Here is a 13,344-nt window from a genome sequence, read left to right as displayed (position 1 = left end):
AAAACATGGGAGTATATAAAGCAGCCGTTGTTACAGAAAACGGGCAGCACCTTATTGCACAAGCTTTTACAAGCGAAAAGAAGCTTATTTTTACAAGTGCAAAAACGTCCAGTTATTCTTATCCAGCAGGGACAAATATCTCAGCATTAACAGGTTTGCAGGATGTGGTGCAGAGCGTGATCCCTTCCGGAACAAAAACAATCGGTGGAAATGTAGCACAAGTAACCGTTCGTTTTGATAATGACAGCATTGATCAGGCATATCTGATCCAGACTATTGGACTGTATGCAAAGATTGAGGACGGAGAAGAAACTTTGTTTTCTGTTACTCAGGCAACGGTACCGGATGAGATGCCGGTCCATAGTGAGGTATCACCATCAGCCTACATATATAATATTCAGTCCACAGTACAGAATGCATCTCAGATCACGATCACTGTAAATCCTACAGGTGCAGCTTCCGTACAGGATTTTTTGGATATACAAAATCCGGCATTTGATGATTCAGGAACCTCAGAAGAAATCAGCAGCTTTCCAGAGTTTCTTGATACAGTGAAAAGCAAAATGAATTTTTTCCAGTTTTTCCGGAATTTAAAGGCCGGGCTGCAGTTTGTTTTACATGTTGGATCTATCGTCAATAACTGTGTGACCGATAACCCAAATCTTCCACTTTCAGCAGCTCAGGGAAAGGCTTTGCAGGATCAGTTGGCGACGCTAAATAGTAATTTAGCAATCGTTAGCAGCTGCATCAGTAATGTATACATCAAAAAAATTAGCAATGAAGGAAAATACACACAAGTATTTGCAACATCCATAATAGACAGCAGTCATTTTTGCGGTTTGGTCATAGCTGATGGAGGACTATATTCTTTTCATAATATTGGAAATGTCACTGCTCTTGTAAATCGGTCTACATATAAAGTGGTTTGCAGTAATGCAGGAAATTTAGCGCGTTTATCAATTACTGGAATGGGTACTTGGGATGAATGCGTCGTTATATCCAATCGAGATTTTAAATTGACCCATGAATAAATAATCATATATAATAAACTGTCCCTGTAATTACCGTCTTTTCGGATACCGGATCTAATTTTTTATATGCAAGTGGTCCAAATACTCGAAAATCGCCAGAGGTATTTTGAGGTACAAGCATGTAAGTGTTTGTCACTGCAAATAGTATTGTTTTATTAGGAACCCTAATAGCAATTTGAGAATAGCTATCCACATTTGCGGTAAATGCCGTACTTTTGACTTTGCTGCTATCTAAATTACTATTTAAAGGAAGAAGAAAAAATAAATTGAAAGGAGAAAAAATAAATGGAAAAAATTAAAATCACAGGATCTGATGATATATATCAGATCCAGAGTATCAGAAAATCTGCAGAGCATATTCTGCAGATTATTTTTTGCGATAATGTACCTGCATCATGGGATGGAGACATCCAGATATACACTGCGGGCGGTATCTTAGCCACTACGCTGACCGGATGGACTACGGTATACCGTGATGAGGGCCAGACGGTGTATCTGTCAGATGATGGCAGCGTGTATGTACCGCCAGCTGATCCGGAACCTGTCACTCCACCAGAACCATATGTACCAACCCTTGCAGAGCTGCAAGCAAGCAAAAAACAGGAGATCAGCACAGCATGCGAGCAGGCCATCTATTCCGGCGTCAGTGTAACGCTTGCAGATGGATCCACAGAGCATTTTGCGCTGACGGAGCATGATCAGCTCAATCTTTTTGGCAAGCAGGCCCAGCTTACAGCCGGAGTAAATCAGCTGGAGTATCACTCTGACGGACAGCCATGCCGGTACTACAGTGCTGCAGATATGACGACCATCATCACAAAAGCTATGTGGCATGTAAGTTACCATACTACATACTGTAATGCCCTCAATATGTGGATTGTTGGATGTGAGTCTGCGGAAGAGGTTCAGCAGATTTTTTATGGTGCAGATGTTCCAGAACAGTACCAGTCAGAGGTACTGAAAGCATATCTTGTAAAGATAGCAGCTATGGCGGGAGATGATGTGAAGGATGCACAGACTGCTTAATAAGTATCTGTTTTTGTTTAATGTGGGAGGTCTGCTCTATGTACTGATTGAACTGATCTGGCGTGGTTGGAGCCACTGGACAATGTTCATTTTGGGTGGTCTGTGCTTTATCTACTTGGGACTGTTCAATGAGGTATTGCGCTGGGACACACCACTGTGGCAGCAGATCCTAATAGGAGCAGTGGGAATTACAGCTTTAGAATTCTTGACCGGATGCATTGTTAATCTCTGCCTTGGTTGGAACATCTGGGATTATAGCGACATGCCATGTAACGTCCTGGGGCAGATTTGTCCGCAATATATGTTGCTATGGGTGCCGGTTAGTTTGGCCGGGATCATCCTGGATGACTGGATCCGGTACAGAGCTTTTGGAGAGCAGCGGCCACGATACAATGTAGGGCTGACACAGCAGAGCAAATTGATTATCTGGATGCCAGCATAAGAGAGGAGATGAAAGAAATGGATACATCACAGGTTGTCATTGCAGTGATCGGGTCAAATGCGCTTTTTACATTTATTCAGTTCTTGATCGGTCGGCATGACAAAAAGAAGGAAAAACAGTCAGATGAAACAAAGGGCATGAGGGATATGATCCTTGGACTTGGTCATGATAAACTGCTGTATTTGACTGATAAGTTTGCTGAGCGCGGCGGAATCACCCAGAAAGAGAGACGCAATCTTAAGTATTTGTATGATCCGTATGTACGTCTTGGCGGCAACGGAGATTGTGAAGTTGGATACGAGACATGCGAGAAGCTTCCGACATTGACGGATGATGAAGCCATGCAGTTGGATGGCAGAATGAAACGGCGGGAATATGGTATAGAAGAAAGAGAGGTATAGATATGGATTTTGGAATTGGAAGCGTAACAGCGATCACAGCAATCTGTTACCTGGGCGGCATGGCATGTAAGGCAACCACTAAGGTCAAGGATGAGGTTATCCCGGTAGTATGCGGAGTGACCGGTGGTATCCTGGGTGTAGCAGGTATGTACCTCATGCCGGAGTTTCCAGCAACAGATGTGATCAACGCTGCAGCCATTGGCATTGTATCCGGGCTGGCAGCAACCGGAGCACACCAGGTCATCAAACAGGCAAGCAAGAAGTAGAAGGAGGTGATCCACGCATCTCCCGCAGGCAGTCCGGGTCATGGCTGTCATTTGCGACGTCGCAATTTATGTAGAATATTGACATGAAATATGATATGATGTAGGAGCTGCCGAACCTCCAGCAGAAAGGAGGTGAAAGCCACATGGCAGATTCTATTCTCACTTTTCTTATCTCTGTTGTAGCAGGCGTAGTTAGCTACTACATATGCAAATGGCTGGACAGGGATAAATAGGTAGCAACAGCCTAAACGGAACAGTTCACCGTAACGAACAAGAAAACCCCAGAGGATTAGGGCCCTCTGGGGTTTTCGTTTTGCCACATGGAATTCTCACTTTCCTTAGCTGCCTACATCATATTCTATTTTTCTTCAAATGTCAATATGCCTAAATCAGTAGAATAAAAATCATGCATATGTTATAATATCTAGGTTGCCGCCCCTATACCGGTAAGGAAAGGGGGTGTATTGCCTTGGATTATCTGATATCTTTTATTGTCGCTGTTGCGGCTGGTGTAGCCTGCCACTACATCATCAAATGGTTGGACGGCGATAAGTAAACGGTAACCAGCCTGCAGATGCCTGACTGCTAAAAAAAGGAAGAAAGCCCCTGAGTGGTTGAGACTCAGGGGCTTTCGTTTTGTATCACCATGGATACTGATATCTTTTTTGCCTAACGGCATTATAGCATATGCAAATATTCTTTTCAAGATACCGGGAAAAACAATTTTTTCATAAAATTCATATGTTAAAGCAAAAGGACAAGGAGGTTATATTATGAGAGACATTACTTTATGCCATCCGCGTTTACAGAAGATAGCTGCTGCCTGGATCAAAGCCTGCGCAGTAGAAGGCATTACCGTAGCCATCAGCGAAACCCTGCGCACTGTAGCAGAACAGGATGCCCTGTATGCTCAGGGGCGCACTAAACCGGGCAATATCGTAACCAATGCAAAAGGCAGTTCCTACAAGTCACAGCACCAGTGGGGAATTGCTTTTGATTTCTATTTAAAGATGGACGTGGACGGAGATGGTAAGATCTCCGATGATGCTTACAATGACAGTAAAGGCCATTTCAAACACGCTGCAGAGATTGGCAAAAAACTTGGGCTTGCCTGGGGTGGGGATTGGTCCAGCATTGTAGACAAACCACATCTGTATCTGCCTGACTGGGGAAGTACACCAACGCCACTCATCCAACAGTTCGGACCTCCCGAACAGTTCATGAAGACTTGGATACCTGAGCAGGTAAAGACAGGCTGGCAGCAGGAAGATGGAGGTTGGCGCTTCTATTTAAAAGACGGATCCGGAAAGTATGTTTCCAATGACTGGTACAAAGACAGGGATCTCTGGTACTGGTTCGATGGCGCCGGTTTCATGGTCCATGACGTCTGGTACCAGTACAAAGGTTCCTGGTACTACCTCGGCTCCGATGGTGCCATGCTCAAAGGCCTTCAGACGATCAACGGCAAGTGGTACTACCTGGATCAGACCGGTCGCATGGCAACTGAACCAGTAGTACTCACCCCTGATCAGGACGGCGTTCTCCATTATCCGGGTCTTGCAAAATAATATAAATCCGTTTGAAAACTTAAGGTTTATTTTGTCCTATTGGTCACAATAAAGTCACAAATAAAAGCAAGAAACCTAGGAAATACAATGGTTAGCAGGAAGGGCTACCTTAAAATTTATTAATAAACAATTTTAATAAAAGGAAACACTTGCCATTTGACAAAAAAATCACTATAATATAAACGGCAATATTTCTGTATTTTATAGGAAGGCGCTATTTTTATGCGTTTTCCGCTAAATACTGTAAACTTAAGAATGATGGAGGACTGGAAAATGAGTAATTCAGCACAAACTTCAGCAAGCAGCCGTATTGCAGCCCTGCTTGATGAGAACAGTTTTGTTGAAGTCGGAGCCTATATTGCGGCCAGAAATACTGACTTTAACATGACTGAGCAGGAAACACCGGCTGACGGTGTAGTTACCGGTTACGGTACCATCGGCGGATGCCTGGTATATGTATACAGCCAGGATGCTGCTGTACTGGGCGGTTCAATGGGTGAGATGCATGCAAAGAAGATCTGCAACATCTACTCTATGGCTATGAAGATGGGAGCACCTGTTATTGGTCTGGTAGACTGTGCAGGACTGCGTCTTCAGGAAGCAACTGACGCACTGGATGGATTTGGCAAGCTGTATTTAAGCCAGACAATGGCATCTGGAGTTATTCCTCAGATTATGGCAGTTTTTGGTACCTGCGGCGGCGGTATGGCTGTTTCTGCAGGCATGGCAGATTTCACCTTTATGGAAGATACTTCTGCAAAACTGTTTGTTAATTCCCCAAATGCTTTAGAGGGCAATTATAAGGCAAAATGTGATACATCTTCCGCTAAATTCCAGGCAGAGGAAGCTGGTCTGGTTGATTTCACAGGTGATGAAGCATCTGTATTATCCCAGATCCGTACATTGGTATCTGTACTGCCTTCTAATAATGAAGAAGATCTGTCTGAAGTTGACTGCACAGACGATTTAAACCGTATGTGTGCTGGTATCGAAGGATACACCGGAGATACTGCAGCAGCTTTACAGATGATCTCTGATAATAACTTTTTTATGGAAGTTAAGAAGAACTACGGCACTTCTATGGTAACCGGATTTATCCGTTTAAATGGAAGCACAGTAGGATGCGTAGCAAACCGCAGCGAAGTATATGAGAACGGTGAGAAGGTACAGACTTTAGAGGCAGCTCTTTGTGGAAAAGGCTGTGAAAAAGCAACCGATTTCATTAACTTCTGTGATGCATTCAGCATTCCTGTTCTGACTCTGGTAAATGTAAATGGCTACCGTGCAACCATGTGCAGTGAAAGAAAGATCGCCAAGTTAGCTGCTAAGCTGACCTACGCATATGCTGATGCAACTGTTCCGAAGGTAACTGTTGTTGTTAAGAATGCACTGGGAAGCGCAGGCCTTACCATGGGCAGCAAGAGCCTGGGTGCAGATATTGTTTATGCATGGCCAAATGCAGTGATCGGAACTATGGATCCGGCAGAAGCTGTTAAGATCATGTACGCAAAAGAGATCGAAGCTGCTGATGATGCAGTTGCAATGATCAAAGAGAAAACCGCTGAATATACCGCTATGCAGTCCGGCGCTGTTGCTGCTGCAAAGAGAGGTTATGTAGATGACATCATCAAGGCAGAAGAGACCCGTCAGAGAGTGATCGCCGCTTTTGAGATGCTGTACACAAAAAGTGAGGACCGTCCTTCCAAGAAGCATGGCACGGTTTAAAGAGAGGTGACATGTATATGAGACGATTTGTAAAGAGAATGGCAGCAGCAGTTCTTCTGTCCGCCTGCCTGGTAAGCCTTTCTGGCTGCTCCTCTAACCAGGATACAGCAGAGACTGATTCCACCATCAGCATGGACGGAACTCCTGTAGATGATTCAATGGCTCAGTCCATTATGCTGTCTGCAGCACAGACTTTAGGCGTACCAAAGGATCAGCTGATCGTTCAGAAAACTCTGGCAGAGTCAACAGGCGATGCGACTACAGCAGCTATTTATGAGGCTCAGCTGGAAGTTCGCGAGGACATGGGCGAATTAAAGAATGTAAATATGGATGAAGGTTCTGTAGTTCTTCTGGCAGACGGTAGCTATACCGTTATGATCCCGGTTGATTTTACAGAGGGAACCAAGAAATATGTGATGAATATCAATATGGCTACCCAGCAGATCCAGGCTGAGTTTACAGATATGTCCGCAGGTGTTGCAGAAGATACTTCTATGGGCACCCTGTTAAAGACCGCTACTGTATATACAATTATTGGTATCGGCACAGTATTCCTTGTTTTGATCTTCATCAGTATCCTGATCTCATGCTTCAAATACATCCATGCATGGGAAGAAGGAAAGAAGAAAGCAGCAGCACCTGCTCTAAAGGCAGCACCTGTACCGGCTGTTAAGCCAGCAGCAGCACCTGCAGTAACAGGTCCTGATCTTTCTGATGATGCAGAATTAGTAGCTGTTATGACTGCTGCCATCGCAGCATATGAAGGCAGCGCTACATCTAACGGTCTGGTAGTACGTTCTATCCGCCGTGTAGGTCTGGGAAGATAATCACTGCACATTGAGGTTAAGAAAACCGGTGTGTTTATACAACAAGTAGGAGGAATCAAACTATGAAGACATATACCATTACAGTAAATGGAAAAGCATATGCAGTAACCGTTGAAGAGGGCGCAGCAGCAGCTGGCGCACCAGTAGCAGCAGCTCCAGCAGCTCCGGCAGCAGCACCTGCACCGGCAGCAGCTCCAGCAGGCGCTGCAGGTTCCGTTCAGGTTACCGCTCCAATGCCAGGTAAGGTAGTAGCAGTTAAGGCTTCTGTAGGACAGGCAGTAAAGAAGGGCGAAGTTGTCCTGGTTCTGGAAGCTATGAAGATGGAGAACGATATCGTTGCTCCGGAAGATGGTACAATTGCCAGCATTAATGTAGCAAACGGCGATGCAGTTGAGTCTGGCGCTGTTTTAGCTACTCTGAACTAGTCAACAAGATGGATCCCCTGATTTAGGGATTCCATTATGGAGGTAACATTATGGATTTTGGCAATTTGGTATCAAACCTGCTTGGCCAGATGGCGTTTTTCCATCTGTCAGCAGGAAACTACATTATGATCGGTGTGGCGCTGGTCTTCTTATACCTGGCTATTGCTAAGGGATTTGAGCCGCTGCTGTTAATTCCGATCGCATTTGGTATGCTGCTTGTAAATATTTATCCGGATATCATGTATTCTCCGGAGCAGACTTCAAACGGCGTAGGCGGTCTGCTGTATTACTTCTTCACTCTGGATGAGTGGAGTATCCTTCCATCTCTGATTTTCATGGGTGTAGGTGCAATGACAGACTTCGGTCCGCTGATCGCAAACCCAATCAGCTTTTTAATGGGTGCTGCAGCTCAGTTAGGTATTTACTCTGCATATTTCTTCGCAATCTTATTAGGATTCTCAGGAAAGGAAGCAGCTTGTATCTCCATTATCGGTGGTGCAGACGGCCCTACTTCCCTGTTCCTTTGCAGTGAGTTAGGACAGACCCAGATCATGGGACCGATCGCTGTTGCAGCTTACTCTTATATGGCTCTGGTTCCGATCATCCAGCCGCCATTTATGAAGCTTCTTACTACTGATAAGGAGCGTAAGATCAAAATGTCCCAGCTTCGTTCTGTATCCAAGCTGGAGAAGATCTTATTCCCGATCATCGTTACTATCGTTGTGTGCCTGATCCTGCCATCTACTGCTCCGTTAGTAGGTATGCTGATGTTAGGTAACCTGTTCCGTGAGTGCGGTGTTGTAAAACAGCTTCAGGAGACTGCTTCTAATGCAATGATGTACATCGTTGTTATCCTGCTTGGTACTTCTGTAGGTGCAACCACCAGTGCAGAGGCATTCTTAAATGCAACTACTATCAAGATCGTTATTTTAGGTCTGATAGCATTCTGTGTGGGAACCATCGGAGGTGTTCTCTTAGGAAAGATCTTATGCAAGGTAACTGGCGGAAAGATCAACCCACTGATCGGTTCTGCAGGTGTATCCGCAGTTCCTATGGCAGCCCGTGTATCCCAGAAGGTTGGTGCTGAATATGATCCTACCAACTTCCTGCTGATGCATGCAATGGGACCAAACGTTGCAGGTGTTATCGGTACTGCAGTAGCAGCCGGTACCTTTATGGCAATTTTCGGTGTATAAAAACCAACATTTACTGCACCCGGTGCTGTTTGCAGACCGGGTGCCTATAAGGAGGATTTAAACTATGGCAGAGATAGAGAAGAAGCCAGTAAAGATCGTGGAAACCGTCCTTCGTGACGCTCATCAGTCTTTACTTGCTACCAGAATGACTACAGAGCAGATGCTGCCGATCGTAGACAAGATGGATAAAGTTGGCTACCACGCAGTAGAGTGCTGGGGAGGCGCTACATTTGATGCCTGCCTGCGTTTCTTAAAAGAAGATCCATGGGAGCGTTTAAGAAAGTTAAGAGACGGCTTTAAGAATACAAAGCTGCAGATGCTGTTCCGTGGACAGAATATTCTGGGATACAACCACTACGCAGATGATGTAGTTGAGTATTTCGTGCAGAAGTCTATTGCAAATGGTATTGATATCATTCGTATTTTCGACTGCTTAAACGATATCCGTAACCTGGAGACTGCTGTAAAGGCAACAAAGAAGGAAAAAGGACATGCTCAGATCGCACTGTGCTACACCTTAGGTGATGCTTATACTCTGGATTACTGGAGAGACATTGCTAAGAGAATTGAAGACATGGGAGCTGATTCCCTGTGTATCAAGGATATGGCAGGTCTGTTGACTCCATACAAGGCTACTGAGTTAGTTAAGGCCCTGAAGGAAGGAACCACACTTCCGATCGACCTGCACACCCACTATACTTCCGGTGTTGCTTCCATGACCTATATGAAGGCTGTAGAAGCAGGCTGTGATATCATTGACTGTGCAATGTCTCCACTGGCACTTGGTACCAGCCAGCCAGCAACTGAAGTTATGGTAGAGACCTTCCGCGGTACTCCATACGATACAGGATACGATCAGAAGCTTTTAGGCGAGATCGCTGCTCACTTCCAGCCGATCCGCGAGGAAGCATTAAAGACCGGACTGTTAAATCCAAAGGTATTAGGCGTAAATATCAAGACTCTGCAGTATCAGGTACCTGGCGGTATGCTTTCCAACCTGGTTAGCCAGTTAAAGGAAGCTGGACAGGAGGACAAGTACCAGCAGGTTCTGGAGGAGATCCCGAGAGTACGTAAAGACTTTGGAGAGCCGCCTCTGGTTACACCTTCTTCCCAGATCGTTGGTACCCAGGCAGTTCTTAACGTATTAATGGGTGAGCGCTACAAGATGGTTCCAAAGGAATCCAAGAAGATCATGCTTGGTGAATTTGGTCAGACTGTTAAGCCATTTAATCCAGAAGTACAGAAAAAGATCATCGGTGATGAGACTCCAATTACCTGCAGACCAGCAGATTTAATTGCACCTCAGATGCCTCAGTTTGAGAAGGAATGTGCTCAGTGGAAGCAGCAGGATGAGGACGTATTAAGCTACGCTCTGTTCCCAAATGTTGCCAAGGAGTTCTTTCAGTACAGAGAAGCCCAGCAGAAGAAAGTAGATGCTGCTGTAGCAGATAAAGAGAATAAGGCTTATCCAGTGTAATTTTGGCTTATCCGGAATAAGATAAGTATGAAACGCGTCCCTTTATGGGGCGCGTTTTTTCATTAGTTTTTTGCCTCTGCCTCTGGCGTAAATCTATTGAAGATGATACACTGATATACTGGTACATCGTTTTTGAAATAACTATACTACTTACTTGTCTGCGAATCTGATTGCACAGGTCTAAAAGCCTCAGCGTAGCCCACTACGCCTGCGTTTTTAAATCTGCACACTTAAATCTGCATTCTATGCGATTAGTACAGTTATTTACGAAACGATATACCAGGAGAGGTTTTGTGCAATGAGGAGGAGAACATGCTGAAGGTATTGATCGCAGATGATGAAGAAAAGATCTGTCAGCTGATCATAAAGCTGATCAACTGGGAAGAAATGGGGTTAAAAATAGCGGCAACTGCTTCTAATGGTATTGAGGCATTAGAGCAGGCAAAAATCTGTAAACCGGAGATTCTGATCACAGACATACGGATGCCTGGAATTGATGGGATGGAACTGATCAGGAAAGTAAAAGAAAAACTGCCGGATACAGAGATCATCATAATCAGTGGATACAGGCATTTTGAATATGCCCAGACGGCGATCCGTTATGGTGTGAGAAATTATCTCTTAAAACCTATTAAAAAAGAGGAATTACGGGATACCTTACAAAAGATTGCAGATATTTACAGGGAGAAAAATGAACAGTTAAATTTTGAAGAAAGAGTCCGCCTTGCCTTAAAAAATGATGCAGGAAAGCTGCGTACCAGTTTTATTTCCCGTATGATCTACGGAGACCGGGAGCGGGAAAATATTATCAGCCTGAAAGAACTGAACAATCAGTATCATTTCCATTTCCGTGAGGGAGTGTTCCAGGTTGCAGCCATCAAATTTGACCATGTAAACCACAATGACAGCTGTATTTCCTTCCTGGCAGACAAGGCAGCAGGCCTGGCGTTACAGTATCTGGAACCGGTATGTTTTGACCATGAAGTTTATGCAGAGTTCTCTACCTTTTATCTTTTGTTGAATTTCGGGGAAGAAGAGAGTAAAAATGTGCGGAGAAATGTGCGCCAGATGCTGGATGAACTGAAAGCCCAGGAAAGTATCTTAAATGGAATGAGTGTTACCATAGGAATGGGGAGCATGGTAAACACAGCGGGCAGTATCAGGAAGTCTTTTCTGGACGCTGTATTTATGATAAAGCAGAGGCTTCTTTTAGGAACCGGGCGGATGCTGGAAATGGATGAAGCACAACAGAGAAAAAACTCTGATTTTATAAACAGTGAGGCATTTTACCGTTTTAACAGGGAAATGGAACGGGCAGTCGAAGCTTTAAATGTAGTGGAGACAAGGCGGACTATTGAAGGTTTGCGGGATGTATTAAAGAACTATCCGGGGATCACCGGTTATGAGATCCTGCAGATGACTAAGGAGGCCTGCAATCATTATTTGTTTTGCATGAAGAGCAGGGGGATCCGTGTGGACAGTGAAGCTAAATTTGTGGAAGAATTCAGCAAAGACGCAGGGGAATGTGCAGATATAGAAGAACTGTTCCGCCTTTTAGGAGGGACGATAGGAAGATCTCTGCAAAAAGCTTCTGAAGCGAAGAAGGCAGAAGATAACCGGCCCATACGGCAGGCAAAGCAGTACATAGAAGAAAATTACAGCCGTTCGCTTACCTTAGAAGAAGTAAGTGAGATGGCTGGCTTTGCTCCTGGATATTTCAGCACGCTTTTTAAGAAAGAAACAGGGGTAACTTTTCTGGAATTTTTGCAGTCAGTGCGTATGGATGCAGCGAAAAAACTGCTGGTTTCCGGAAATGAGGGAATGAATGTGATCTGTGAAAAGGTAGGCTATGCAGATGTGAAATATTTCACGAAATGTTTTATAAAATATACCGGACTGAAGCCGGGAGAGTACAGGAAGATCTATTCATGAATAAAGAAAGTTATCTTTTTGACCGTATACGTTGGGGCGCAGCGATTTTTTTGATTTTTCATATCAGTCTGTTGTTTATCCTGTTCCTTCAGGATTGGAAGACGGAGAAAATGAAGTGGTTTATTTTGTTTTTAGGAGTGCTTTATGTTATCCTGCTTTATGCCGCTTATCAGCTGATCTACCGGCCTTTAAAAGTGAACAGCCGGATAAAGGCGGCTTTTGCCAGAGGGGACAGTTATGAGGATATTTACCATATGCCTTATCTTTTAAATGAGGAAGAGCAGAATATGCTGCGTCGTTTTTATGCCCTGTTAGACAAAAGCGAGCTGATCACTGTATCTAAGAAAAAATCGGAATATCTGGCATTACAGAATCAGATCAATCCCCATTTTCTTTATAATACTCTGGAAGGCATCCGGGCAGAGGCGCTGATCGCAGGGGTGGATTCCATTGCGGAGATGACGGAGGCACTGGCAACTTACTTCCGTTATACCATTTCCCAGGTAAATAACCTGGTCACATTGGAAGAAGAACTGGCAAATGTGGAAAATTATTATTATATCCAACAGTTTCGTTTTGGCAGTAAGCTGGATCTGAGGATCCGCTATGACTGTGAGGATGAAGAGGAAGCGCTTATGTGCCAGCTTCCCAAGCTGACTTTGCAGCCGATCGTGGAAAATTCCATTTATCATGGACTGGAACGCAAGATTGGAACAGGTCATCTAGATATTAAGGTCACTGTGACAGACAGCCATCTGATCATTATGATCTCAGATGATGGTGTAGGCATTGAAAAAGGTCAGGTGAAGATTATGAATGAACAGCTGAGAGCACTGAGACTGGAGGAGGAAAACAACGGGGAAACCGGTAAAAAAGGCGGAATTGCAGTTAAAAATGTAAATAACCGTATTAAGCTTTTGTTTGGGGAAGAATATGGCATTTATATCTACAGCCAGCCAGATGTGGGAACGGATGTGGAGATCACACTTCCGGTCGTAAGGAATTGATGTAACGAACATGCTGATAAA

General features: G+C 44.4%; 13 protein-coding genes. All 13 read left to right on the top strand.

The annotated features are described in order from the left end of the window. Positions 1 to 5: 5 nt before the first annotated feature. A complete protein-coding gene (locus tag OGM16_01800; GenBank protein UYJ47037.1) occupies positions 6 to 1,031 on the top strand; it encodes a hypothetical protein in 1,026 nt (341 codons plus the stop codon). 285 nt (positions 1,032 to 1,316) lie between these two features. Further along, positions 1,317 to 2,057 (top strand): acyl carrier protein, encoded by a 741-nt coding sequence (locus OGM16_01795; protein UYJ47036.1) that lies wholly within the window; start codon positions 1,317 to 1,319, stop codon positions 2,055 to 2,057. After that, positions 2,041 to 2,499, top strand: a complete 459-nt coding sequence (locus tag OGM16_01790; GenBank protein UYJ47035.1) for a putative ABC transporter permease — start codon at positions 2,041 to 2,043, stop codon at positions 2,497 to 2,499. Before OGM16_01795 ends, OGM16_01790 begins: the two co-directional genes overlap by 17 nt. A gap of 17 nt (positions 2,500 to 2,516) precedes the next feature. Then, complete coding sequence (locus OGM16_01785; protein UYJ47034.1) at positions 2,517 to 2,900, top strand: hypothetical protein; 384 nt, start codon at positions 2,517 to 2,519, stop codon at positions 2,898 to 2,900. A gap of 2 nt (positions 2,901 to 2,902) precedes the next feature. Beyond that, positions 2,903 to 3,166, top strand: a complete 264-nt coding sequence (locus OGM16_01780; protein UYJ47033.1) for a phage holin family protein — start codon at positions 2,903 to 2,905, stop codon at positions 3,164 to 3,166. 773 nt (positions 3,167 to 3,939) lie between these two features. After that, complete coding sequence (locus OGM16_01775; GenBank protein UYJ47032.1) at positions 3,940 to 4,734, top strand: M15 family metallopeptidase; 795 nt, start codon at positions 3,940 to 3,942, stop codon at positions 4,732 to 4,734. 273 nt (positions 4,735 to 5,007) lie between these two features. Beyond that, positions 5,008 to 6,459 carry a carboxyl transferase gene (locus OGM16_01770; GenBank protein UYJ47031.1) on the top strand — a complete coding sequence of 484 codons (1,452 nt, stop codon included), beginning with the start codon at positions 5,008 to 5,010 and terminating at the stop codon, positions 6,457 to 6,459. A 17-nt stretch (positions 6,460 to 6,476) separates the two neighbouring features. Continuing rightward, positions 6,477 to 7,286: an OadG family transporter subunit gene (locus OGM16_01765; GenBank protein ID UYJ47030.1), complete on the top strand. Its 810-nt coding sequence runs from the start codon at positions 6,477 to 6,479 to the stop codon at positions 7,284 to 7,286. Between the two features lie 62 nt (positions 7,287 to 7,348). Continuing rightward, positions 7,349 to 7,711: a biotin/lipoyl-binding protein gene (locus OGM16_01760; protein ID UYJ47029.1), complete on the top strand. Its 363-nt coding sequence runs from the start codon at positions 7,349 to 7,351 to the stop codon at positions 7,709 to 7,711. 50 nt (positions 7,712 to 7,761) lie between these two features. Next, positions 7,762 to 8,907, top strand: a complete 1,146-nt coding sequence (locus OGM16_01755; GenBank protein UYJ47028.1) for a sodium ion-translocating decarboxylase subunit beta — start codon at positions 7,762 to 7,764, stop codon at positions 8,905 to 8,907. Positions 8,908 to 8,971: 64 nt separating this feature from the next. Continuing rightward, positions 8,972 to 10,384, top strand: coding sequence for an oxaloacetate decarboxylase subunit alpha (locus OGM16_01750; GenBank protein UYJ47027.1), 1,413 nt, complete (start codon positions 8,972 to 8,974; stop codon positions 10,382 to 10,384). 312 nt (positions 10,385 to 10,696) lie between these two features. Then, the gene (locus tag OGM16_01745) at positions 10,697 to 12,316 is read left to right on the top strand and encodes a response regulator (protein ID UYJ47026.1); all 1,620 of its coding nucleotides are present in this window, start codon (positions 10,697 to 10,699) and stop codon (positions 12,314 to 12,316) included. Then, positions 12,313 to 13,323, top strand: a complete 1,011-nt coding sequence (locus OGM16_01740; protein UYJ47025.1) for a histidine kinase — start codon at positions 12,313 to 12,315, stop codon at positions 13,321 to 13,323. Before OGM16_01745 ends, OGM16_01740 begins: the two co-directional genes overlap by 4 nt. Positions 13,324 to 13,344 lie beyond the last annotated feature (21 nt).

This window comes from Lachnospiraceae bacterium, assembly GCA_025758065.1.
Classification (GTDB): Bacteria; Bacillota; Clostridia; order Lachnospirales; family Lachnospiraceae; genus Enterocloster.
This window is presented reverse-complemented; position numbering and strand designations above follow the sequence as displayed.

What these genes read in the sequence shown, in the direction of transcription:
- OGM16_01800 (UYJ47037.1), top strand. Translation starts at nt 6, where the DNA reads ATGGGAGTATATAAAGCAGCCGTTGTTACAGAAAACGGGCAGCACCTT.
- OGM16_01795 (UYJ47036.1), top strand. Translation starts at nt 1,317, where the DNA reads ATGGAAAAAATTAAAATCACAGGATCTGATGATATATATCAGATCCAG.
- OGM16_01790 (UYJ47035.1), top strand. Translation starts at nt 2,041, where the DNA reads ATGCACAGACTGCTTAATAAGTATCTGTTTTTGTTTAATGTGGGAGGT.
- OGM16_01785 (UYJ47034.1), top strand. Translation starts at nt 2,517, where the DNA reads ATGGATACATCACAGGTTGTCATTGCAGTGATCGGGTCAAATGCGCTT.
- OGM16_01780 (UYJ47033.1), top strand. Translation starts at nt 2,903, where the DNA reads ATGGATTTTGGAATTGGAAGCGTAACAGCGATCACAGCAATCTGTTAC.
- OGM16_01775 (UYJ47032.1), top strand. Translation starts at nt 3,940, where the DNA reads ATGAGAGACATTACTTTATGCCATCCGCGTTTACAGAAGATAGCTGCT.
- OGM16_01770 (UYJ47031.1), top strand. Translation starts at nt 5,008, where the DNA reads ATGAGTAATTCAGCACAAACTTCAGCAAGCAGCCGTATTGCAGCCCTG.
- OGM16_01765 (UYJ47030.1), top strand. Translation starts at nt 6,477, where the DNA reads ATGAGACGATTTGTAAAGAGAATGGCAGCAGCAGTTCTTCTGTCCGCC.
- OGM16_01760 (UYJ47029.1), top strand. Translation starts at nt 7,349, where the DNA reads ATGAAGACATATACCATTACAGTAAATGGAAAAGCATATGCAGTAACC.
- OGM16_01755 (UYJ47028.1), top strand. Translation starts at nt 7,762, where the DNA reads ATGGATTTTGGCAATTTGGTATCAAACCTGCTTGGCCAGATGGCGTTT.
- OGM16_01750 (UYJ47027.1), top strand. Translation starts at nt 8,972, where the DNA reads ATGGCAGAGATAGAGAAGAAGCCAGTAAAGATCGTGGAAACCGTCCTT.
- OGM16_01745 (UYJ47026.1), top strand. Translation starts at nt 10,697, where the DNA reads ATGCTGAAGGTATTGATCGCAGATGATGAAGAAAAGATCTGTCAGCTG.
- OGM16_01740 (UYJ47025.1), top strand. Translation starts at nt 12,313, where the DNA reads ATGAATAAAGAAAGTTATCTTTTTGACCGTATACGTTGGGGCGCAGCG.